The organism is Ilumatobacter sp. (assembly GCF_039969435.1).
Lineage (GTDB): Bacteria > Actinomycetota > Acidimicrobiia > Acidimicrobiales > Ilumatobacteraceae > Ilumatobacter_A.
The window spans coordinates 162477-185700 of record NZ_JBDVNU010000014.1 but is presented as its reverse complement, the minus strand read 5'-3'; the positions used below and the strand labels follow the sequence as shown (position 1 = coordinate 185700).

Sequence of the window (23224 nt, the reverse complement as noted above, 5' to 3'; positions counted from 1 at the left end):
GTCTCGCAGCGTGGGGCTGCACGATCGTCCGCTCGCCGAGTACTCTCATGCGGTGACAGAGGGCGCTCGGCGGATCGGTGTGATCGGTGTCGCCACCGTCATCGCCGTCGGTCTCGTCTGCGTCGGTTCCACCCCGGGTTCGGCCCGGCAACCGGCCATCGGGAGCGTTGTGGCCTCGGAGCATGCGGAGCGAGCCGGCAACGTCTACCAGGTCCCTGTGGCTCCCGGTCGCGTGACGATCGTCGCCGACTCGGTGCTGAGCGGAATCTCGGCCCACGGGGAGCTCGATCGCCTCGTCGGCACCCGGTGGGACGTGCGCATGGAACCGTGCCGCCGCCTCGTGTCGCCATCGTGCACCTACGGTCGAGGAACGGCTGCTCCCACCGTGCTCGAGGAACTCCAGGCGATCGCACGCGCCGGCGGTGCGACGGGCACCGACGACGTCCTCCTGATCGCCACGGGACACAACGACTCCGACAGCCGCCTGCGGGACGAGGTCGGCGCGATCATGCAGGCATCTCAGCGGGCCGGGTTCGAGAGAGTCGCATGGACCCTGTACCGGGATCAGGCCGACGCGAGCCTCCCCGTGCTCACGCAATCGCTCTTCGCCGTCTACGGGCGGATGAACGCCGTGCTACGCGCCGAGGCCTCGTCGGGGAGGTGGCCGCTCGTCGTCCTCGAGTACGGAGAGTTCACACGCGGACAACCCGAATGGTTCACGGCGGACGGAATCCACCTGACTCGGGAGGGTGCCGTCCACCTGGCCGACTGGCTCTCGTGGGTGATCCGCTACGACCACACTCCCGCGCTGCGACCCTGATCCGGAGGAGACGAGACCGACACTGCATGGGTGCGCCGTCTCGGTTCGGGCACGGCTCGACGTTCAGCTCACTCGACGGCGTCGTGTGGCCAGGTTCCTCGTCGCCAGGCTCTCCATGCGCCGGTCGACGAGAGCGCCCAGGCGACCAGCAACGGTTGGAACCACAACCGCACGAAGCGTTTCGTGTCGGTGTCGAGGCCGAACGCATCGACTCCCTCGATCCACTGCGCGATGTTCCCGGGGAAGATCACGACGAAGAACGCGGCAACCAGCGTGCCGACGACGACCCGGTGTCGTGCGAGGAGGAGGAGCGCCAGGCCCAGAGCGATCTCGACGATGCCCGACACGATCACCACCACGTCCTCGTCGACGGGGAACCAGTCCGGCACCTGCGCCTGGAACGTGTCGCGCAGCACGGTGAGGTGGCCGATCCCTGCGCTCACGAGGGCGATTCCGAGCAGGTGCCCGAGTGCCGTCTGCCACCACTTCACGGTCAGACGGTACCGACCTGCCACGAGGCGTCCTGCGGTTGGTCAGCATGCGGTCGACAGCGCTCCGAATATGACGCGCGAGCCGATCGGTGACAACATGTCACCATGACGGACATGCTGACCGAGGTCGAGAACTGGCTCGAGGAGAACTGGGATCCCGACCTCACGGTCGCCGAGTGGTGGGAGCGCCTCGGTCTGGCGGGTTGGGCGGCACCCACCTACCCGACGAACGCCTACGGCAAGGGCCTCTCACGTGGCGACGCCGTCCTGGTCGCCAATGCGATCGCCGAGCACGGAGCGCTCAATGCGCCCGGCGGCCTCGGGCTCCTGCTCGCTGGCCCGACCATCGCCGAACACGGCACCCCCGAACAGATCGAGCGGTACGTCCGCGACATCGTCACCGGCCAGAAGGCGTGGTGCCAACTGTTCTCCGAGCCCGGGGCGGGATCCGACCTGGCCGGCCTCCAGGCCCGTGCGGAGCAGGACGGCGAGGAATGGATCGTCAACGGTCAGAAGGTGTGGACGTCGGGCGGCCACATCGCCGACCTCGGCATGCTCATCGCCCGCACCGACTCCGACGTGCCCAAGCACCAGGGCATCAGCTACTTCGCGATCGAGATGGCCCAGCCCGGCGTCGACATTCGACCCCTGCGCGAGATGACCGGACGGGCCCTGTTCAACGAGGTGTTCCTCACCGACGCCCGCGTGTCGGACGACGCGATGATCAGCGGGAAGGGCAACGGGTGGGCGGTCGCCAACTCGACGCTCGCCTACGAGCGGGCGGGCCTCGGAGCGGGCGGCGGCAGCCAGGCGGTCAGTGCGGCCCGGCCGGGTTCGGTCGCCGGCGACCTCGACAAGCGCGCCGGCGACTTCGTCTCCCAACGGCCGGCCAAGAAGGCGCCGTCGAAGGATCCGGACACGACGAAGCAACGCAGTGGCGGGACGGCACGATTGTCCGGCCTGGCCGCCCGACTGGCGACGATCGCACAGGAGAACGGCACCATCGACGACGCGACGATCCGTGACGACCTGATGCGACTCCACACGCTCGGTGAGATCGGCCGCATCAACAACCTCCGCGTCAAGGGCGCTCGCGAGTACGACCGGACGATCCCGGGGATGGGCAACATCTCCAAGCTGTCGATGAGCGACCTGGTCCGGCTGCAACGCGACCTCGGTCTGCGCATCGTGGGCGCCAACGGGATGCTCCACTCCTACGACGACGACGGACGTGCGGCGATCACCGAGGCGACCGGGATGCCGATGCTGGGTGTGATCACCGAACTCGCACTGTTCGCGCAAGGCCCGCCGATCTACGGCGGCACGGACCAGGTCCAGCGCAACATCATCGGCGAGCGCGTCCTCGGGCTCCCGAAGGAACCGAACAACGATCGGGTCACCCCCTTCTCCGAACTGCCCAAGAACGCCTGACCGACGCCGTATCGCACGGTCGGGGACCCGAGTCCGGCGGGTCGAACGGGCCGACGGCTGACGGGCCGACGATCCGAAATCACGAGGAGGTGCGTGGAGCGAACGGGACCGGGGTACGGCTCGGCCCATGGACGCCGGAATGGTTCAGGACGTCGATGATCATCGCGCCGCGAATGCGCACCGTGCGGGCTCGGATGGCCTCGTCGCACGGGGCATCAGCCAGCGCTTCGGGGAGCGTGTGGTGCTCGACGACGTGCACCTCACCGTGCCACCGGGTCGGGTGATCGGTCTGCTCGGGCCCAACGGTGCGGGCAAGACCACGCTGATGAGGGCCATCTTCGGCGTGCTCGAGCCCGACGCCGGTTCGATCGAGTGGCAGGGCCGGCCCGCCACCGCGGACGACCGACGTGGATGGGGGTACATGCCTCAGGAGCGTGGCCTGTATCAGGACATGTACGTTCACGAACAGATCGCCTGGGTCGCACGACTGCACGGCCTGTCCAAGCAGCGAGCCGCGTCACGTACGTCGGACCTGCTCGAACAGTTGGGCCTCGGCGATCGCTCCGGCGACAAGGTCGAGGACCTGTCGGGCGGCATGGCCCAACGCGTCCAGTTGGCAGCGGCGATGGTGCACGAACCCGACGTCCTGGTGCTCGACGAGCCCTTCGCGGGTCTCGATCCGGTGGCCGTCGACTTCCTGTTCCGGGTGATCGCCGATCACGTCGACAGCGGACGCGTCCTGGTGCTGTCGAGCCACCAACTCGACCTGGTCGAGGACCTGTGCGAGACCATCACGATGATCAACCACGGACGAGTCGTGCTGCAGGGCGACGTGTCGACGCTCAAGTCGGCGAGTGACGCCCGCTTCCTCCGCGTCGACGTCGACGTCGACCCGACGTGGATCGACGGGTCCGCTGCTGCCGTCGAGACCTCCGGACCCGCCGGTTCGCGCCTCCGTCTGGCCCCCGGGGCGCAGGCCGCCGACGTCCTCGACGACATCCGGTCGCACGGGCCCGTCGGCGACTTCGGGGTCGAGACGCCGACGCTGTCCGAACTGTTCCTCGATGCCGCCGGAGAGCCGGCCGCCGACGTCGAGGACCTGGCGACGCAGAACGTCCCGTCCCGGAGGACCGATGTCGAGAACCCCGTCGCCGAGTCCGAGGAGGTGGCGCGATGAGCTCCTTCGAGAGCGTTCGGCTGGTGATGATCCGCGAACTCCGCCAGGCCACTCGCAAGAAGGGCCTGTGGGCGGTGTTCGCGTTGCTCTTCGTCGGGTCGACGGCAGCGATGGTCCTTCCCGAGGTGGTGGGAGGCGACGACTCCAGTACCGACGAGGTCGTGGTCGTCGGCGACGACCCGGCGCTCGTCGATGCGCTGACGGCACTCGGCCCGGCACTCGACAGCCGGGTCGACGTCACGATCGTCGAGACCGACACGGAAGCGGCCCGACTCGTGGAGGACCAGGAGGTCGACATCGCCGTGACGAGTGGCGACTCGCCGGAGATCATCGTGCGCGCGGGTGAGAACGCCGCACTCGTCGGTGCCGCACGTCAGGCCCTGTACGTCACCACCCTCACCGACCGACTCGGCGACGCCGGGTTGTCCGATGCCCAGATCACCGACTCGCTCGCCGTGCCGACCGCACAGCTCCGCGAGCTCGATGTCTCGGGCCAGTCACGACGCGGAGCGTCGGTCGTGATCTCGCTCGTGCTGTACGTGCTCCTGTTGACCGGCATGGTGCAGGTGGCCAACGGGACTGCGATCGAGAAGTCGAATCGGATCAGCGAGATGCTGTTGCCGGTCGTAAGCCCGGGTGCGCTCCTCTTCGGCAAGGTGATCGGGGTGGGGATCGTGAACGTCGTGACCCTGTCGGCCGGTCTCCTGCCGGTGGTGGTCAAGTTCTCGATCGGCGGTGATCTCCCGGACGGGATCGGTGGCGCGCTGGCCGCCAGTGCGGCATGGTTCGCTCTCGGCCTGGCGCTGTACCTGACGCTGGCCGGCATGCTCGGCGCCCTGGTCGAACGCCAGGAGGAGGCCGGGCAGGTGGTGTCACCGCTGACCTACCTGCTGATCGCCACGTACATCGCGATCCAGAGCAGCGGAGACGGTGTGTTCGGCGCGGTGCTCGCCTACTTCCCGCTGACGTCGCCCATCGCGGCGCCGACCCGCATCGCCACGGGGGATTCGAGCCCCGTCGAGATCGTCGGGTCCCTCGTGATCCTCGTCGCCACGGTCCTCGTCGCAGGCCGATTCGCTTCGACCGTGTACGCCCGAGCGATCGTGCGTACCGGCAAGCGTCTGAAGCTGCGCGACGTGATGGCGTCGCCGCGCACTCGACCCGCATGACCCTCGGGCGCCGCGTCACCGACCCCGGTCCGTGGGGTTCAAGACCGGGTCCTGCGTCGTCGACTACGTCCTCGGTGGAGCAACGAGCAGATCGTCGAGCACACCGGCGATCCGATCGGTCGGGGTCACGGTGCGGAGGTAGCCCTGACGGGTGCCCTCGCGGTGCTCCCACGAGGTCGCACCGTCGGCACCGACGCGGTTGCGTCCGGTGCACACTTCGAAGCTGCCGTCAGCCGTACCGCGCACGGCGGCGAGGACGGCCGTGAGGTCGAAGCTGCCCTGGTTCCCGTCGACACCCCACAAGCGGTAGCCCTCGCGCACCGGGTCCTGCTCGGGGGACTCGGTCTGCAGCACCGCCCCGGTGAGGATGGAGTTGCCGACCTCGAACCCGCTGAACACGATCGGCGTGGGCCAGTCGTTCGCGACGCGCTGAGCTGCCGGTGCGTCGCGGGCGAAGTTGAACTCCGGGCTGTCGAGCAGTGCACTCGATTCCGGGTAGGCACCGCCCATCGCCACCAAGCGGGCGGCCTTGGCGTCGACGAGTCGGTCGCCGGTGGACGGGCTCGTGTCGTCGCCCGGTGACGCGAGCAGATCGGCCAGGTTGGTCATGAAGCCGACGCTCACGATCGTCACCGAGCCGTCCGGCTGTCCACTCAGCACCTGGCGGTACAGGTCGACCGATGCCGGTGCGTCCACGAGATCGTTCGGGAAACCGGCCGCCAGTTCGGCGGTGTAGCGAGGCGGCTCCGACGGTGCCGGACCGGAGACGACGCCGATCGGGAGGTCGGGTCGCCCGTGGTAGGTGTTGATCGCGTCGACCGCTGCGCCGGCGGCCGCATCACCGCCCGCCGAGACCATCACGGCGAGGATGTCGGCCTCCCCCGCGTCGGCCAGGGCGTGCAGGACGGCGAGGGCACCGAGGTCGTCGACGCCGGCGCCGATCCCGGTGTCGAGGATCACGCGTACCGGCTCGCCGCCCGACGGGAGCAGCCCCGACCCCGGACCACACACCGGCACGTCGGAGACCGGTGCGACCGACGTCTGTGACTCGTCGGTCGCCGGAACGCTGACCGGCTCCGCCGCGGTCTCCACCGGTGCTCCGCTGATCGACCTGATGGTCACCGGTGTTCCCGGGTCGGTCACCGTCGTGGTCACGAGGGGCGGCGAGTCGGGAGGCTCGACGAGGGGGACCCCGGTGTCGGAGGTGCCGGAGGTGCCGGACGTGTCGGACGTGTCGGAGGTGCCGGAGCGGGTCGTCTCCGAGGTCGGGACCGGGTCGGTGTTCGCGGAACGATCGTCGGCGGTGTCGTCGGATCCGCTCCTGACCGCGAGGGCGACGCCCACGAGCCCCGCCGCCACGAGGACGAGCGCTGCGAGCAGCACGACCAGACGACCTCGTCGACGCGGCGGGTCGTCGGGGGCGGGCACGACGGCCGGCGTCGTGGCCGGCGTCGTGGGCGGCGTCGTGGGCGAGGCGACGTTCGCAGGCGAGTTCGGGACGGTGTTGCGGTGTGTGTCTCCGGCGACCCGAGCGGGTCGTTCGTCGTCGCCGACCGATGCGGTGGGACCACCGAACGCGGCGGCGGGTGGTGGCGCGACGGTCGTGCGGACGCGGGTGGCGTCGGCTCCGGTGACGTGGTCGGCGCCGATGATCAGTTCGGGGACGGGTTGCCCGTTGGCCCGCATCACGTCCCGGAGGCTCTCGGCGAACTCGTACGCCGAACGGGGTCGATCGGACGGGTCCTTGGCGATCGAGCGAGCCAGGAGATCGGCGAGGTCGCCCGGCAGGCCCTGCGCGCGCAGGTCGGGTGGTGCTGCGGTCTGGATCCGCACCATCAACGGCACGATCGATGCATTGGAGTCGCGCTCGAACGGGGACCTGCCGAGGAACATCGTGTACGCCGTCGATCCGAGCGAGTAGATGTCGGCGCTGACGGTCGGCCGGTCACCGTTGAGCACCTCGGGTGCGGCGTGCGCGACGCTCGCGGTGATCACCCCGCTGCGAGTCTCGTGGAGTCCGGCGATCCGGGCGATGCCGAAGTCGCTCAGTTGCGCTCCGTAGCGCGACAACAGGACGTTCGCCGGCTTGATGTCGCGGTGCACGATCTTGCTGCGGTGAGCGGTCTCGAGTGCGCCCGCGAGACGAACGAGGATCGACACCGCCTCGGGCCACGCGATCGGACCCCTGGTTCGGATCCGATCGGCGAGGGTGCCCTCGGCGACGTACGCCATCGTCAGGTACGGGCGACCGTCCGACGTGAATCCGGTCTCGAACACGGTGACGATCCCCGGGTGGCCGGAGAGCAGACCGAGCGCTTGGAGTTCACGCTCGAATCGCAGTTGGTGCTCCTCGTCGAAGGTCGTACCGGTCAGCACCTTCACCGCGACGGTGCGCGCGAAGGCCGGCTGGCGGGCGCGGTAGACGGTGGCGAACCCTCCCTGACCGATCGGGACGGCGTCAACGAGTCCGGGGATCCCGAGATCCACGACACCCCCTCCCCGCGGTGGCGATCCGCATCGCTGTCCCCACGTCGGCCCCCGCCCGTGCCGGTGCGCGAGTGCGGGGCCGGGAGGTCGGGTCGATGTCCGTGGGGTGCACGGTCGACGAGCTCACGGGCTCGCCCCGGGGGGTTCGACGAGGAGTCCGTCGAGGACCGCGGCGACGTCGGCTGCGGGAACGGTGAGGCGGAGGTAGCCGTGTCGATTCTCGCCGTCGTTCTCCCACCGATTGCTGCCTCCCCGACCGATGACGTTGCGCCCGGTGCACACGTCGAACAGCCCGGCCGTGCCACGCACCGCGGCGAGGGTGGCGATCAGGTCCCAGCTCCGGTGCGCCTGGCCTCCGTTGAAGAGGCGGTAGGCCTCGCGCACGGGGTTCTCCGGTGGCGTGTCGGTCTGCAGGACCGCGCCGGTCAGCACCACGTCGCCCAGTTCCCACCCGGCGAAGACAGCCGGGGTCGGCCAGTCGGCGACACTGTTGATCGCCGCCGTGACGTCTCGTTCGAAGTTGAACTCAGCGCCGAGCGGATGGGCGATCGAGTCGGGGTAGGTGCCGCCCATGGCGACCCAGCGCACCACCTTCTGCTCGACCAGTCGATCGCCCGGGCTCGCACTCGCGGCATCGGGTGACGACGAGAGGAGGGCCTCCAGGTTCGTGAGGTATCCGATGCTGAGGATCGTCACCGAGGCGTCCGGTTGTCCGGAGAGGATCCGTCGGTACAGGTCGGTCGCCGACGAGGTCTCCTGCACGTCGTTCGGGAACCCGGCGGCCAGTTCGTCCACGTACACGGACGCTCCGGCGGGAGCCGCGCCTGCGACCACACCGATCGGGATGTCGGGGCGACCGTAGAAGGTGTTGATCGCGTCGATCGCCCGGTCGGAACGGGCGTCGCCGCCGTCCGACACCATCACGGCGAGGATCTCGACCTCACCTGCGTCGGCGAGCGCATGGAGCACACCCAGTGCGCCGGCGTCGTCAACGTCGGGGGCGAAGTCGGTGTCGAGGATCACCCGGACCGGCTCGTCGTTCTCCGGCAGCAGGTCGGTCTGCGCCGAGCAGACCGGATCCCCCGCCGGGGACCCGGCATCGGTCGTCCCGGTGCCAGTCGTCGCCGTGCCCGTCGCTGTGCCAGTCGTCGCCGTGTCGGTCACCGCGGTGTCGGAGACGGGGCGAGCCGTCGCGACCGGCGGAGGCGTTGCATCGGTCGACGGCTCGGTCTCGCGCGTGGGGGACGGGTCGGGTGTGGTGGTCGGAGTGACCTCCGCTTCCCGATCGACGACCGGATCGCCGACCACCGCGTTCGACGTGTCAGCCGTGTCGCCGACTGCGTCGGACGGGTCGCCCGATGTGCACGAGGTCACGACGAGTGCCGTCAGCGCAAACGCCGAGGCACCCCGACGCACTCGTGCCTTCACTCCCGTCGATCCCTCTCGCACCGTGCAAGTCAAGCATCGTTCGCGTCCGGCGACCGAGCACTTGATTCCGCTTCACCGGCCTGCCTCCGCGGCGTCGCGCGGCGCAGCTCGCAGTGGTCTGAATCGGCTAGTCGCCGGTGACGGCGTCGAGGACGTCGAGCTTGCCGGCGCGTCGGGCCGGAAGGACTCCGGCGGCGAGGCCGGCGACGATGCCGACGACGGCGATCACGATCAGTGAGATCACGGGGATCGCGAAGTCGGGGAACGTGTCCTGTGCGGCGCGACTGGCGACCCAGCCGAGGAACAGGCCGAGACCGAGGCCGACGACCGTCCCGATGAGGGCGATGATCGTGGACTCGTAGCGGATGGTGCGTCGCAGCTGCCGTGAGGTCATGCCGACCGCTCGGAGCAGACCGAGTTCTCTGGTTCGTTCGTGGATCGAGAGGGCCATGGTGTTGACGATCCCGATCAGCGCGACGAGCACGGACATCGCGAGCAGGCCGTAGAGCAGGATCAGCAGCTGGTCGATCTGTCCGACCTCGCCGTCGATGAACGACGCCGTGGTCTCGATGTCGGCGGTCGGGTTCGAGGCGAGCACCTCGGCCACGGCTGCCGTGACCGAGTCGCCCGCGTCGCCGCGGCTGCTGATCAGGACCTCGGTGTCGAGGCTGCGGGTCACATTGGCGTCGAGCACCGCGTTGTCCACGAGCCAGGACCCGACGAAGTCGTCTCGCTCGTAGACACCGGCCACCACCATCACGGCGGCTTGCTGTTGGAACCTGACCTCGACCTCGTCGCCGACCGTGAGGCCGTCGCGTTCGGCCTGGGCCTCCGAGACGGCGATCTCGTCACTCTCGAGTCCCGTCACGCTGCCGTCGACGACGTTCAGGTCGAGTACCTGTTCGAGCTGCCCGGTGTCGGTTCCCGTCACCTGGTTGAAGCCGTCGAGGATCTCGACCGATGCCTGACGGAACGGCACGGCTGCGTCGACGCCGGGGAGTTCGTCGATCGACGGTGTGATGGTCGGGTCGAGGCCGCCGCCGAGCAGCGCGATCTCGGGCCCGACGGTGACGACGTGGTCGGCGGTGATCTGCTGCTCGAGCTGACCCTTGGTCGAGGTGCTCATCGTCGCTGCGAACACGGTCGCGGTGACGACCAGCGCGACACCGATGACGAGGGTGAGCGAGGTCGTGCTGGTGCGCTTGGGGTTGCGAGCCGCGTTCTCCCGGGCCAGCTCGCCGGTGATCGACCCGTTGCGTACCATCGGCAGCGCGATGAGCCTGCTCATCGGCCGGATGATCGCAGGGCCGAGCAGGACGATCGCCAGGACGGTGGCGGGGAGCCCGACGGTCAGCGCCGCGAGGTCGGCGCCCGTGACCGCGCTGATCGACATGGTCACCCCGACGACGAGCAGCAGGACACCGATCACGGTGCGCCACTTCGACCTCGCGGGCTGTTCGATCGACGACTCGCGCAACGCCTCGATGGGGGCGATGCTCGCGCCTCGGCGGGCCGGTGTGTACGCGGCGAACACCGTGTTGATCGACCCGATCAGCACGCCGGCGACGAGCGTCTGGGGCGGGATCGTCAGTGCGATGTCGAAACCACTCCCGAGCGTGCCGAGGCCCTGCAGCAGCACCCAACCGAGTCCGACACCGACGAGTGCACCCACGGCGGAAGCGCCCACTCCGATGAGGAGCGATTCGACGATGATGCTGCGGGTCACCTGCTTGGTCGACGCACCGATCGCCCGGAGCAGTGCCATCTCGCGGCGGCGCTGCGCAACGGTGATCGAGAACGTGTTGTAGATCACGAACGCGCCCACGACCAGCGCGATCGACGCGAAGACCTGGAGCGCCGCGTTGATGATCGTGGTGACCTGGCCGATCGTGTCCTCGTACTCGCCGACGAGCTCGTCACCGGTGATCGCCTCGAGGCCGCTCACCCCGTCCGACCGCAGCGCATCGTCGATGCTCGCGGCCAGTTCGTCCTGGCTGAGCCCGTCATCCGCCTGCACGAAGATCTGGTCGACGTCGGTGGTGCCGAACACCTGCGCGGCACCGTCGATGCTGAATGCGACCGTCTGGCCGCCGAGCCCATCGCCGTCGCCGTTCGGCCCGACCACGCCCACGACGGTGAACGCCTGGGTCGCAGGGAGCGGGAGGACGCGGATCCGGTCGCCGATCGCGAAACCACCGTCGGCGAAGGTGTCCTCGTCGAGCGCGACGTCGTCGACGTCGACAGGCGCTGCGCCGTCGACGATCGCGTACGGGCTGAGTTCGGTGTCGTCGAGCCATGCGAACCCCTGCGGGGGCAGGCCGGCCGAGTCGACGACGTCGCCGTCCGCCGTGACGGCCTGGGCGTACCCGGTCAGGAACGCGCCGGCGCGTTCGACCCCGTCGATCGCGGCCACCCGTTCGCCGGTGTCGTAGGGGATCTTCTGGCGGATCTCGGCGAAGTCGGTCTCGATGACCTCGGTCGACCGTACGGCGCCGTCGACGTCGTCGAATGCTTCGGCGATCGACCCGTTGAGGGTGTCTTCGAAGCTGGTGGTCATCACCGACGTGGCGACGTAGAACGCCACGCCCAGCACGATGGCGATGGTGGTGGCGACGTAGCGGAACGGGTTCTGCTTGAGCCCGCGGATGGCGATCTGGAACATGACGAGACGTCCTTGTGTCGAAGGGGTGGACAGAGTGCGGGACAGAGTGCGGGACAGAGTGCGCGACAGAGTGCGAAGGGCCGGGGGACGGCTCAGTGGCCGATGGTCTTCATGTGGTCGAGGACGGCGTCGGCGGTGGGGTCACGCATCTCGCTGACGATCTTCCCGTCGGCGAGGAACACCACCCGATGGGCGTATCGGGCGGCGTACGGATCGTGGGTCACCATGACGATGGTCTGGCCGAGGTCGTCGACGGCCTGACGCATGAACGTCAGGATCTCGTCACCGGTGGTCGAGTCGAGGTTGCCGGTCGGCTCGTCGGCGAACACGATCCGCGGTTGGCTCGCCAGTGCCCGTGACACCGCGACCCGCTGTTGCTGGCCACCCGACAACTCGCTCGGACGGTGATCGAGACGGTGGGTCAGGCCGACCGTCCGCACGACCGTGTCGAACCACTCCATGTTCGGCTGCTTGCCGGCGAGGCGCTGCGGGAGCGTGATGTTCTCGCGCGCCGACAGTGTGGGAACCAGGTTGAAGGCCTGGAAGACGAAGCCGAGCTTGTCGCGACGCAGCTTCGTGCGCTGCTTCTCGTTCATCGCGGTCACGTCGTCGCCGTCGACGAACACCTGACCCGACGTGAGCGTGTCGAGGCCGGCCATGTTGTGCATCAGCGTCGACTTGCCGGACCCCGACGGGCCCATGATCGCCGTGAGCTGGCCGTCGACGAATCCGACGTCGACGCCGTCGAGCGCGCGGACTTCGTTGTCGCCCGACCCGTAGTGCTTGTGAGCGGCGACAGCCCGCGCGGCGAGCGTGACGCCACCGGGAACGGAGGCCTCGGACCCGAGGATCTGAGGCGCAGCGGAACGGGGGGCGGCGAGTTCGGTCATGGCGACGACGCTGCCGGCCGCAGCTCAAGACTCGCTCAAAGAGCACTGGAAGTTCGAGCAAACCTCGATGCGCCCGCCGCGTCGTCGTGGGTCCGCAGGGACACGGCCGTCCGGCCCGGACGGTTTCGACGCGACTTTCAGCTCGCTTTGAGGTCGGCATGATTGGATCGAGTGGTATGAACCCGTCCCACACCGACTCCAAGCACCGAGTCCTCGTCGTGGACGACGAGGAATTCATCACCGACATGCTCTCGACCTCGCTGCGGTTCCTGGACTTCGAGGTCGAGACCGCCGGCTCCGGGTACGCAGCGCTCGACGCAGCGGCCTCGTTCCGCCCGGACATCGTCCTGCTCGATGTCACGATTCCCGACATCGACGGCTTCGAGGTGTGCCGTCGGCTCCGCGCCGACGGCGACCAGGTGCCCGTGATCTTCCTCACCGCACGCGACACCAGGAGCGACATGCTGTCCGGCTTCACCAAGGGTGGCGACGACTACATCACCAAGCCGTTCAGCCTCGAAGAGGTCGTGGCTCGCATGAACGCCGTGCTGCGCCGCAGCGGCACCACGTCGACCGACTCCCACATCCACCGGTACGCCGATCTCGTGATGAACGACGAGACGCACCGTGCCACACGCGACGGCAGACCGGTCGAGTTGTCACCGACCGAGTGGAAGCTCCTGCGCTACCTGTTGATGAACGCCGACCGGGTCCTGTCCAAACGCCAGATCCTCGACCACGTCTGGCAGTACGACTTCGGCGGCGATGCCAGCTCGGTCGAGACGTACATCAGCTTCCTGCGCAAGAAGATCGACCACGTCGAACCGAAGCTGATCCAGACCGTGCGAGGTGTGGGCTACACCATTCGCACCGAGACGGCGCCGTGACCCGCCGCCGAACGTTCACGCTGGTCGTCCTGGCGCTCGTGTTGGTGTTCGTTCTCGGGTCGATCGCAACGATCGTCAACACCCGACGACAGATGACCCACGACATCGATCGGGGCCTGGCCGACGACCTCGACATCAGCATGCAGCTCTACAACTCGTTCGAGCTCGCCGAGTTCGACGAGCTCGACGCATTCGACGATCTCGACGTCGTCAACAATCCGATCGCCACGATCCTCGTCGACCCCGAATCGGGTGAGGTCCTCGTCGAGGTCCCGGCCGGTCCGGTCGACGATCCGCTCGCCCGAGCCGATCTGTCGACCGACAGGATCGTGGACGGCGTCGGTGAGATCTTCACCGTCGACAGCACGGACGACGGACCGCAGTACCGAGCCGTCGTCGGGCTCCTCGACGACGGCCGCCTCCTCGCGCTCGCCGTCCCGCTCGACTCGGTGGATCGCACGATCCGCGGACTGTCGCGCACCCTCGCCGCCACCCTCGTCGCGATGGTGACGCTGCTGGGCGTCATCATCTTCATCCTGCAACGCGCCAGTTTCCGGCCCTACGACGAGCTGATCGACACCGCCGAGGCCATCGCTGACGGAGACATGGATCGACGTGCCGTCATGGTGCCGGCGGACCCCGAGATCCGTCGCCTGACCGACTCCTTGAACACCATGCTCGACCGGCTCCAACAGTCGCTCGAACTGCGTCGACAGGCCGAGGATCGAGTCAAGGAGTTCGCCGCCGACGCATCCCACGAGTTGCGCACGCCGTTGACCACGATCGCCGGCTACTCCGAGTCCTACCTGTTGGGCGCCGCGTCCGACCCCGAGGTGGTGCGCAAGCAGATGACCCGCATCAACAGCGAGGCACTTCGCATGGGACGCCTCGTCAACGACCTGCTCACGCTCGCCAGACTGGATCAGGGCAACGGGTTCGAGGCTCGGCCCGTCGTTCTGAACTCACTGGTCGAGGACGCCGTGTCCGACGCGCACGTGACCGACCCCTCACACCGTGTTCGATTCGAACCGGACCACGGCCGGAGGATTCGAGTCCTCGGTGACGGTGACGCTCTCCAGCAGGTCGTCGCGAACCTGATCGCGAACACCCGCATCCACGCCCCGGGCGCGAACGTGGAGATCACGGTCGACCAACCCGACCATGCGCACGCCGTCGTGACGGTCGCCGACGACGGCCCGGGGATGAGCCAGGACATCGCCGACCACGTCTTCGATCGCTTCTTCCGGGCAGGCGAGTCACCAGCAGCGGACTCCCGCAGCTCGGGACTGGGTCTCTCCATCGTCGCCGCCATCGTCGACACCCACGGCGGAACGATCGATCTCGACACGACACCCGGCGCCGGTTCGAGGTTCACGATCACGCTCCCGACCGAGGCAGGACCGGATCCGGAGCCGTCGTGATGCTCGCCGCCGACACATCGCATGCACAGCCCGTGTCCGAACCCGCTCGTCGGGCGACCCGGGCGGACGTGGCGACCGATGTCAGACGGCGGCCGCCGGCAGCGGGTCGACGATCTGGATCGCCCGGTGGCGCCCCGCGAGGCGAATGGCGTCCCACAGCGCCGGAGCGACCTCGCGTACACCGTTGGTGAGGTGGGGGTGGTGGTCGCTGAGCCAGGCGAGGTGGTCGATGCCGTGATGGAGGATGTCACTCGGCTCGACGTCGGGATGGTGGGGCCGAGAGGGGTTCTCCTCGACGCCGGCGTGGCGCCCCGCGGTCGGAACCATCGTGCCACCCATGTCGGGGCAGGGGTCGGGGCAGCACAGATAGGTGAGGACGAGCCCGACGGCCGGGTCCCACCGCCACGACGTCGAGTGGAGGAGTGCGGTTCCGTCGAGCGGGGTGCCGATGAGTCCGGCGAGCCGCGCCGCGTCGATGTCGGGATGGCTCGCGTTCGGCCCCTGGACGTGGCGTCCGACGATGCGGTGCTCGTCGGTGCCGTCGAGACGGCACGAGCCGGATCGCGAAGCACTCGACGACGATCGGTTGGCCGGGTGTGTCCACGAGATGCGACGATATCGCATCTGAAGCAGCAGCTGTCCGCGGCTCGGAACCGATGTCGAGCGAGCGGACCCGCCGCGAGTGGGTTCCGTGCAGGCTGTTAGCGTCGGCGCCAGGTGATCGGAGCCGCGATGTCGCAACGAGGGAATTCATGAAGGACACGATCGACCCGACGGAATCGTTGGATCGAGCGATCGGCGTCCTGAGGGAGCGCGGCGAGCGCGTGACCACGGCGCGGCGCGGAGTGCTCGCCATCCTCGCGTCCACCACCGAGCACCTGTCGGCGGAGCGGATCTACGACGAGGTCGTCGACCGTGCGCCCGACGTCCATCGAGCGACGGTCTACCGAACGCTCGACTCCTTGGTGAACGTCGGCGTCGTCGCCCATGTGCACCTGCCGCACGGACCCGCCGCGTACCACCTGCTCGACTCGGGTGCGCGACCGCACATCCATCTGGTCTGTCGTGAATGCAAGTCCGTGATCGACACATCGGCCGATCTGCTCGACGGAGCGGCCGCCTCGGTGCTCGAGACGATCGGGTTCGAACTGGATCCCGATCACGTCGCGTTGACCGGCTGGTGCGCGCACTGTCGCTCCGAGGCGCGCGCGTAGACCCGATTCGGCGGTCACACCGACACCTCGGGGTGGTTGTGTGCGGGAGTTGTTGCGAAGGAGTCGCCACTGCAGCAGGATCGCACTACGTTGTGTCCCGTTCGGTTCCCGACACTCGAAATGAGACACTGCCATGCTGGCGATGCACGCTCCCGACGGATTCCTCGAGGCTCCCGTCGCCATTGTCTGCGCGGTGATCGCCGTGGCGATCATCGGCTACGGACTCAGAATGGCGTCGTCGCAGTTGGACGACAATCGAATTCCGCTCGCCGGCATCACCGCTGCGTTCATCTTCGCTGCACAGATGTTCAACTTCCCCGTCGCCTCCGGCACGACCGGGCATCTGCTCGGCGGGTGTCTCGCGGCGATCCTGCTCGGACCGTGGGTGGGTTCGATCGTCGTCGCGGTCGTGGTCCTGGTGCAGGCGTTGGTGTTCGCCGACGGCGGTCTGAGTGCGTTGGGCTACAACGTGATCAACATGGCCATCGTTCCGGCGTTCGGTGGATTCGCCCTGTTCCTGCTGTTCCGGAAGTTCTTCCCGCGTTCGGCGTCGGGGGTGATCGGCGCCACCGCGCTGGCGTCGGCGCTGTCGGTCGTGCTCGCCGCCGCGGCGTTCTCGCTCCAGTGGCTGTTCGGCGCGAGTGCGCCGGTCCCGTTCGACACCGTGTTCGGTGCGATGGTCGGAGTGCACCTGTTGATCGGGATCGGCGAGGGTTTCATCAGCGGACTCGCAGTGGGCGCCGTGCTCGCATCTCGTCCGGATCTCGTGTTCGGTGCCGCCGACCTCGACCGCAAGGAGTTGGCCGATCGGACCCCTGTCAGTGCTCGCACGTTCGTGATCGGTGGTGCCTTGACCGCGGTGTTCTTCGCCGTCGTGGTGAGCCAGTTCGCCTTCGACGACCCCGACGGGTTGGAGCGGGTCGCCGAGGACCAGGGCTTCATCGACAGCGCCCGCGACCACGCCTTCGGCAGCGGGGTGTTCGCCGACTACGCCACATCGGGCATCGGAAACGAGACGATCAGCCTCGCCGTTGCCGGGCTCACCGGAGTCGCCCTGTGTGCGCTGGTCGGGTACGGATTGTTCCGCGGCCTGCGTGAGGCGCGCAGTCGAACGGCGCAGGTGTGAGCTCGGGGCATCATCACAACCTGTTCATCCCGGGCTCGACGGTCGTCCACCGTCTGGCGCCCGAGGTGAAGCTCGTCGCGGTGTTCGCCTTCGTCATCGCGGTTGCCGTGACCCCCCGACGCTCGATCGGGTCGTTCGCCGTCGACGCAGCGGTGGTCGTCGTGCTGTTCGCGCTCGCCCGGCTCGGACCTCGCACCGTGCTCTCTCGACTTGCCGTGGTCGTTCCGTTCGTCTCCTTCGCCGTGTTGATCCCGTTCATCGCGGGTGGACCCGAGACCGAGGTCCTGGGCGTGTCGGTCTCGACCGAGGGTCTCTGGGGAACGTGGAACATCCTGGCCAAGGCCGTTCTCGGAACGAGTGCGAGCATCATCCTCACCAGCACCACACCCGTCGCCGAGATCCTCAAGGGCCTCTCGCGACTGAGAGCTCCGGCGATCATCGTGGCGATCATGTCGTTCATGTTCCGGTATCTCGATCTGATCGTCGACGAGATGCGCCGGATGCGGATCGCCATGACCGCTCGCGCCCACGACCCCCGATGGCTCTGGCAGGCCAAGCCGATCGCCACCGGCGCCGGTGCGATGTTCGTCCGCTCCTACGAGCGTGGGGAACGCGTCCACCAGGCCATGCAGTCCCGCGGTTTCACCGGCACGATGCCGCGACTCGACACCCGCTCGGCATCGATGCGCGAGTGGTGCGCCGCCGCGATCGCTCCGATCGTGGCCATCATCTCTCTCATCGCAGGATTCGCACTCACATGACCACCGAACCAACGTCCACGCCGATCGTCGTCGTACGCCACCTCGGGTTCGCCTACCCCGACGGTCACGAGGTGCTGCACGACGTGTCGGTCACCATCGAGCCGGGCGAGCGTGTCGCCATCCTCGGACCGAACGGCGCCGGCAAGACGACCCTCGTGTTGCACCTCAACGGGATCAACGCGATCCAGCAGGGAACGATCGAGGTCGGAGGGCTGAAGGTCGACGCGTCGAACCTGCGCGAGATCCGGCGTCGCGTCGGGATGGTGTTCCAGAACGCCGATGACCAACTCTTCATGCCCACGGTGCGCGAAGACGTGGCCTTCGGGCCCGCGAACCTCGGGATGTCGGCCGACGAGCGCAACCGACGCGTCGACGACGCTCTGGCGGCGGTCGGCGCCACGCACCTCGCCGACCGGTCGCCTCACCACCTCAGTGAGGGCGAGAAACGTCGCGCGGCGATCGCCACCGTGCTGTCGATGGACCCGCAGATCCTGGTGCTCGACGAACCGACCTCCGGCTTCGACCCGGCGGGGCGCCGTGAACTCACCGAACTGCTCGCCACCATCGGTCTCGCCCAACTGATCATCACCCACGACCTGCCATTCGCCCTCCAGGTGTGCCCGCGATCGATCATCCTGAGCGACGGTCGCATCGTCGCCGACGGACCGACCCACGAACTCCTCGCCGACACCACTCTGCTCGAACAGCACCGTCTCGAGCTTCCGTTCGGATTCGATCCGACCCGGATCCCGGTCGGCAACGTCGCGCACAGCGATCCGCCACCGTCCACCTGACGAAGGCGAGCGCGCTCCGGTGTGAGCCGCTCATTCCTCCCGGCGGTAGATAACGGAGGGCGTCGACTCGCTCGACTGCCTGAACGACCTTCTCGAGTCGTCGAGTTCACGGTCGCGGCGACACCAGACTTCCGGTCGACGCTCGGCCGCGATGGGAGTCCTCGTGGGGCCAACGGGCGAGGTCGCGACGGATCAACTCGAGCTCGACGATGCCGCGGACGGACGCGGCCAGCGTCCGACGCGACGCAGCGACATCGCTCCAGGACTGCAACGGCTCCTCCCAGATCGAGTCGTCGCTCAACCCGCACTTGCGCAGCCGTCCGAGCAGCTCGACGTCGAATGCCCAGCGGCTGCGGAACGGCACGGAGATCGCCTGGTCGAGTTCGTCGCCCGCGCGGATGAGCTTGGCCCCGCACTGCGTGTCGTAGACCGGCAGGCCGAGCACGATGCTGGCGAACGTGGCGAAAACGCGGCCGGTGTAGTGACGGAACGGTGAGCGCACGATGGTCCTGCCCAGCAATGCGACCCGAGCCGCCATCACCACGTCGAGCTCCGAGTCACCGGCAGCGATCAGCGACAGGCGGATCAATTCGTCGGGCGACGTCGCGAGGTCCGCGTCGAGGTAGCCGACCCATGCGGTACCGAGGGTGCGGGCGACGATCAGTCCTCGTCGTACGGCTTCGCCCTTCCCGACGTTCCGGGTGAGTTCCACCACCGTCGCGGTCGGCGACGCGGCTGCGACGGATCGGAGCAGTTCACGGGTGTTGTCCGTCGACCCGTCGTCGACGAGCACCAGCGAGATGCCGTCCGAACCGGCGAGTTCGGTGAGCCGATCCACCGGGAGACGTCGCTCCTCGTCGAAACAGGGCACGACGACGGCGAGCGTCGTCGATGGTGCCGCCCCGTCCATCCCGCGGACCATAACGTCCGCCGCCCGGGGCGCACGAACGGTGGCGCGGTGTAGCGTGACCGCCGCCATGGACCCCAGGATCGGGCCACCGTTCGGGTCGTCGATTCCGATCATCGGAACCATCGGCGCGGCGGTGCTGGCCCCGGTGCTCGTCGTGGCGATCGCGTTGCGGGTCGTCTTCCTCGACACGGCGCCCGGCGAGTGGTACGGCGACATCTCGACGGTGTACGAGTTCACGATCGCCCTTCGCCAGGGCGAGGTGCCGCCCGGCTGGTTCGTCCTCGGGATCGGTCCGCTGTATCCCGCGTTGATCCGTCCCGTGCTGTGGCTGCTCGGCGACACCTTCTTCGCGTTCAAGGCTGCGTCGGCGGTGGTCAGCCTGTTCGGGATCGTGCTGTTGTACGTGCTCGGTCGCCAGCTCTTCGGCCGACCGGTCGCGGCGGTGAGTGCCGGTGTGGCTGCCGTGTCGTCGTGGTGGCTCGTCTTCAGCCGGTTGGGTGATCAGCAGACGATGAACCCGACGCTGACACTCGCCGCGACGGTCGCTGCGGTGGCCGCTGTCCGCACGCCACGCTCGATCGCCTTGCCGACCGTCGCCGGTACTGCCGCGTCGCTCGGCCTGTATCTCTACGGCAACACGTTCGTACTGCCGGCGCTGGTCGGCGCGATCTTCTGCGCCGAGCTCGTACGTCGACACGGAGCGATGGCGCGCTCGTGCGCCGTGGCGTTCACAGCGATGGCGCTGACCGCCGCGCCGATCGTGGTCGCATCGATCGACAACGGCGCGATGATCGGCGGCCAGCACTACGGATCGAGGCTCGCATCGCCGTGGGACATCGCTCCAGGACTGTGGAAGGCGGCCGGCGCGTACGTGTGGGCCGGGGACGCGTCCTTCCGGGTGAATGTCGTGGGCGACCCACATGTCGACGCACCGAGCCTCGTGCTGCTGCTCGTCGGGATCGGAGTGCTCGTGACGGACCGGCGTCGCCGTGGTCTGCTGGTCATCGGCGCCTTCGCCATGTTGCACGTCCCGGCGATCCTGGCGGGACCGGACGATCTGCCCAGCGCCGGTCGGACCTTGGCCGCAGCACCGTTCGCCTACCTGATGATCGGTGTCGGGCTGTGCTGGCTGGGCGATCGGGTCACCGAACGGTGGACCCGAGTGTGGGCCGCACGGCTGGTGGCGACGGTCATGGTGACGATCACGTTCGTCGACGTGCAGTGGTACTTCGGCCGGTACGTCCCCGGGCTGCCCTACGCGAACACGCCCATCGCCGCGTCGATCGTCGACTTCGCCGACAGCCTGCCGCCCGACGTGACGATCTACCTGGTCGGCGCCGACTGGGAGCCGAGCGGGATGCCCGCCGAGAAGAGCATCCGCTACGAGATGGAGCGTCCGGAACTGTTGGTCCGGCTCGACCCGGCGACGATCGGCTGCGCGACGCTCGTCGAACTGGACACACCTTCCGTGCTCGTGTGGTCACCGTTCCTCGATCGACCGCCGCTCGACACCGACGTCTGCGGAATCGTGGACGACGTGCGGCTCTACGTGGCGAACGGTGACCGACCGGTGTTCTGGGCGGGCACGATCAGCGGCGACAGATGACGATCTGGTTGACGCCCCAGTCGAGCGGTGTCCACGTCGTGCGAGTCACCACCTGAGCGAACGCGGGGAGCCCGAACACGGCGAACTGCATCGACGACGGAACTCTCGGCAGGTACGGCACGTCCCAGAGCCCGTCGCCGAACTGACGGAGCACCGTGAAACCGGCGTCCTCGCACCAGGACCGCCACTGCGCAGGCGGTCGTACGTTGACGTGGGTGGGGTCGCTGCCGATCGCGTCGGTGGCATGGTCCTTGTACCGACGCAAGGTGTAGCCCGGGTTCGGCGTGGCGAAGAGCCAGAGGCCACCGGGACGCAGGATCCTGTGGATCTCGGCGATCGCGGCCGCAGGATCGTCGAGGTGCTCGACGACGTGGAGAGCGACGACCACGTCGAAGGATCCCGCGGCGATGTGTTGCAGGTTCCCGGCATCGCCCACGGTGATCGTCGCCCGTCCGGCGAGGGAGCGGGCGTGTTCGACGCTGAACGACGACACGTCGATGCCCGAGCACTCGAAGTCGTCCTGGAGCAGACTCAACAGGTCGCCGAGCCCGACCCCGATCTCGAGCAGGGACCCACCGTCCGTGCGTGATCCGGACGCACCGGACTGCGGGGCGAACCGACGCACGAGTGCGGCGTAGTACCGACGAGCGAACCAGTACATGCTGAAACGCCCGAGCCCACGATCGGCGTAGTTGCCCGTCTCGAAGTACTCGCGCTGATAGCGGGCATCGGGATCAGGGGCGGGCGTGACCAACGGGCAGAGGTTAGCGTCGCCTCCTGTGCAAGTCCCGCTGACGATCGCCGTGGCCGGCGCAGGACTGTCCGGGGCAGTCGTCGCACGTGAGCTCGCCGACGCCGGCCACGGGGTGACCGTGTTCGAGGGGCGCGACCACGTCGCGGGCAACTGCCACACCGAGCGTGATGACACCGGCGTCCTCGTGCACCGTTACGGGCCGCACATCTTCCACACGGCATCCGAACGGGTCTGGGCGTACATGAACCGCTTCGGAGAGATGGTCCCGTACCGCCACCGGGTGCGGGCGACCGCTCGCGGTGAGGTGTTCGGCCTGCCCGTCAACCTGACGACGATCAACCAGTTGTTCGGCACGTCGATGACCGGACCCGAGGCCGAACGGTTCGTCGCCGCACGCGCCGAGCCGTACCGCGATCGACCGGCCACGACGTTCCGGGACCGGGGCTTGGCCACGATCGGGCCCGAGCTGTTCGAAGCGTTCTTCGACGGGTACACGCGCAAGCAGTGGGGTGTCGAACCCGATGAGCTGCCGGCGGAGGTCTTCAGTCGTCTCCCGCTGCGGTTCGACGACGACGATTCCTACTTCGACCACCCATTCCAGGGGATGCCGCGTGCCGGGTACACGGCGGTCGTCCAGTCGATGCTCCACCACCCGAACATCGAGGTGCGGCTCGGTGCACCACTCGACCCGGCCGATTGCGACGGCTACGACCACACGTTCTGGACCGGGCCGCTCGACGCGTTCTTCGGCCGTGTCGACGGGCCGTTGACGTACCGCACGATCGACTTCGTCACCACGATCGAGTCGGGCGACCATCAGGGCTGTGCGGTGATGAACCATTGCGACCGCGACGTCCCCCACACGCGGGTGACCGAGCACAAGCACCTCGCGCCGTGGGAGACACACGACGGCACCGTGGTCAGCGAGGAACACCCTCGCGAGTGGGTCGAGGGAGACATCCCCTACTACCCGGTGCGACTCGCGTTGCCCACCGAGCGCGTCGACGGCTACGTCGCCCGGGCCGCTGCGACCGCCAGCGTCACGTTCCTCGGACGACTCGGCACGTACCGGTATCTCGACATGGACGTCGCGGTCGGCGAGGCGCTCGAGTGCGCCGACGCGTTCCTCGCGGCGATCGACGCCGGCGTCCGACCGCCGGTCTTCACCGTCGAGGTGGACCACTGACCCTCGACCG

General features: G+C 68.4%; 20 protein-coding genes. 12 read left to right on the top strand and 8 right to left on the bottom strand.

What is annotated here, in order from left to right:
- Window positions 1–52: 52 nt before the first annotated feature.
- A complete protein-coding gene (locus ABJK40_RS08250; protein ID WP_348479804.1) occupies window positions 53–820 on the top strand; it encodes a hypothetical protein in 768 nt (255 codons plus the stop codon).
- Window positions 821–888: 68 nt separating this feature from the next.
- Here ABJK40_RS08250 and ABJK40_RS08245 read toward each other — a convergent pair whose 3' ends face one another.
- Complete coding sequence (locus ABJK40_RS08245; protein ID WP_348479805.1) at window positions 889–1311, bottom strand: hypothetical protein; 423 nt, start codon at window positions 1309–1311, stop codon at window positions 889–891.
- Between the two features lie 105 nt (window positions 1312–1416).
- Between ABJK40_RS08245 and ABJK40_RS08240 the strand changes: the two genes are divergently transcribed.
- From ABJK40_RS08240 to ABJK40_RS08230, 3 genes are all read left to right on the top strand, one after another.
- Window positions 1417–2742, top strand: a complete 1326-nt coding sequence (locus tag ABJK40_RS08240) for an acyl-CoA dehydrogenase family protein (RefSeq protein WP_348479806.1) — start codon at window positions 1417–1419, stop codon at window positions 2740–2742.
- A gap of 127 nt (window positions 2743–2869) precedes the next feature.
- The gene (locus ABJK40_RS08235) at window positions 2870–3919 is read left to right on the top strand and encodes an ATP-binding cassette domain-containing protein (protein ID WP_348510225.1); all 1050 of its coding nucleotides are present in this window, start codon (window positions 2870–2872) and stop codon (window positions 3917–3919) included.
- Entirely contained in the window at window positions 3916–5088 is a 1173-nt protein-coding gene (locus ABJK40_RS08230; RefSeq protein WP_348479808.1) for an ABC transporter permease, read from the top strand. The genes ABJK40_RS08235 and ABJK40_RS08230 overlap by 4 nt, the downstream gene beginning before the upstream one ends.
- Before the next feature lie 63 nt (window positions 5089–5151).
- On the opposite strand, the gene ABJK40_RS08225 is transcribed toward ABJK40_RS08230, so the two are convergent.
- The 4 genes from ABJK40_RS08225 to ABJK40_RS08210 all read right to left on the bottom strand — a co-directional run bounded on the left by ABJK40_RS08225 (window position 5152) and on the right by ABJK40_RS08210 (window position 12555).
- Window positions 5152–7575: a protein kinase gene (locus ABJK40_RS08225; protein WP_348510224.1), complete on the bottom strand. Its 2424-nt coding sequence runs from the start codon at window positions 7573–7575 to the stop codon at window positions 5152–5154.
- A gap of 123 nt (window positions 7576–7698) precedes the next feature.
- Window positions 7699–8949: a nucleoside hydrolase gene (locus ABJK40_RS08220; protein ID WP_348510223.1), complete on the bottom strand. Its 1251-nt coding sequence runs from the start codon at window positions 8947–8949 to the stop codon at window positions 7699–7701.
- Between the two features lie 181 nt (window positions 8950–9130).
- Window positions 9131–11665, bottom strand: coding sequence for an FtsX-like permease family protein (locus tag ABJK40_RS08215; protein WP_348481591.1), 2535 nt, complete (start codon window positions 11663–11665; stop codon window positions 9131–9133).
- A 92-nt stretch (window positions 11666–11757) separates the two neighbouring features.
- On the bottom strand, window positions 11758–12555 hold the full coding sequence (locus tag ABJK40_RS08210) for an ABC transporter ATP-binding protein (RefSeq protein ID WP_348481593.1): 798 nt from the start codon (window positions 12553–12555) through the stop codon (window positions 11758–11760).
- Between the two features lie 176 nt (window positions 12556–12731).
- Between ABJK40_RS08210 and ABJK40_RS08205 the strand changes: the two genes are divergently transcribed.
- Both ABJK40_RS08205 and ABJK40_RS08200 read left to right on the top strand, forming a co-directional pair.
- On the top strand, window positions 12732–13442 hold the full coding sequence (locus ABJK40_RS08205) for a response regulator transcription factor (protein WP_348481595.1): 711 nt from the start codon (window positions 12732–12734) through the stop codon (window positions 13440–13442).
- Window positions 13439–14863 (top strand): HAMP domain-containing sensor histidine kinase, encoded by a 1425-nt coding sequence (locus tag ABJK40_RS08200; RefSeq protein WP_348481597.1) that lies wholly within the window; start codon window positions 13439–13441, stop codon window positions 14861–14863. Before ABJK40_RS08205 ends, ABJK40_RS08200 begins: the two co-directional genes overlap by 4 nt.
- An 81-nt stretch (window positions 14864–14944) precedes the next feature.
- On the opposite strand, the gene ABJK40_RS08195 is transcribed toward ABJK40_RS08200, so the two are convergent.
- Window positions 14945–15487, bottom strand: coding sequence for a hypothetical protein (locus ABJK40_RS08195; RefSeq protein ID WP_348481598.1), 543 nt, complete (start codon window positions 15485–15487; stop codon window positions 14945–14947).
- A 128-nt stretch (window positions 15488–15615) separates the two neighbouring features.
- Here ABJK40_RS08195 and ABJK40_RS08190 point away from each other — a divergent pair, with 128 nt between their 5' ends.
- The 4 genes from ABJK40_RS08190 (at window position 15616) to ABJK40_RS08175 (ending at window position 18758) form a co-directional block, all read left to right on the top strand.
- Window positions 15616–16077 carry a Fur family transcriptional regulator gene (locus ABJK40_RS08190; RefSeq protein WP_348481600.1) on the top strand — a complete coding sequence of 154 codons (462 nt, stop codon included), beginning with the start codon at window positions 15616–15618 and terminating at the stop codon, window positions 16075–16077.
- Between the two features lie 133 nt (window positions 16078–16210).
- Window positions 16211–17203 carry an energy-coupling factor ABC transporter permease gene (locus tag ABJK40_RS08185; protein WP_348510222.1) on the top strand — a complete coding sequence of 331 codons (993 nt, stop codon included), beginning with the start codon at window positions 16211–16213 and terminating at the stop codon, window positions 17201–17203.
- Window positions 17200–17964 (top strand): cobalt ECF transporter T component CbiQ, encoded by a 765-nt coding sequence (gene cbiQ, locus ABJK40_RS08180; protein ID WP_348481604.1) that lies wholly within the window; start codon window positions 17200–17202, stop codon window positions 17962–17964. The genes ABJK40_RS08185 and cbiQ overlap by 4 nt, the downstream gene beginning before the upstream one ends.
- Window positions 17961–18758, top strand: a complete 798-nt coding sequence (locus ABJK40_RS08175; RefSeq protein ID WP_348481606.1) for an ABC transporter ATP-binding protein — start codon at window positions 17961–17963, stop codon at window positions 18756–18758. The genes cbiQ and ABJK40_RS08175 overlap by 4 nt, the downstream gene beginning before the upstream one ends.
- A 106-nt stretch (window positions 18759–18864) precedes the next feature.
- Here ABJK40_RS08175 and ABJK40_RS08170 read toward each other — a convergent pair whose 3' ends face one another.
- The gene (locus tag ABJK40_RS08170; RefSeq protein ID WP_348481608.1) at window positions 18865–19668 is read right to left on the bottom strand and encodes a glycosyltransferase; all 804 of its coding nucleotides are present in this window, start codon (window positions 19666–19668) and stop codon (window positions 18865–18867) included.
- A 67-nt stretch (window positions 19669–19735) separates the two neighbouring features.
- Here ABJK40_RS08170 and ABJK40_RS08165 point away from each other — a divergent pair, with 67 nt between their 5' ends.
- Window positions 19736–21274 (top strand): glycosyltransferase family 39 protein, encoded by a 1539-nt coding sequence (locus tag ABJK40_RS08165; RefSeq protein ID WP_348481610.1) that lies wholly within the window; start codon window positions 19736–19738, stop codon window positions 21272–21274.
- Here the strand turns inward: ABJK40_RS08165 and ABJK40_RS08160 are convergent.
- Window positions 21258–22028 (bottom strand): class I SAM-dependent methyltransferase, encoded by a 771-nt coding sequence (locus ABJK40_RS08160; RefSeq protein ID WP_348481612.1) that lies wholly within the window; start codon window positions 22026–22028, stop codon window positions 21258–21260. The two genes, ABJK40_RS08165 and ABJK40_RS08160, sit on opposite strands and share 17 nt — an antisense overlap.
- Before the next feature lie 25 nt (window positions 22029–22053).
- Between ABJK40_RS08160 and ABJK40_RS08155 the strand changes: the two genes are divergently transcribed.
- The gene (locus ABJK40_RS08155; protein WP_348481613.1) at window positions 22054–23214 is read left to right on the top strand and encodes a UDP-galactopyranose mutase; all 1161 of its coding nucleotides are present in this window, start codon (window positions 22054–22056) and stop codon (window positions 23212–23214) included.
- Window positions 23215–23224 lie beyond the last annotated feature (10 nt).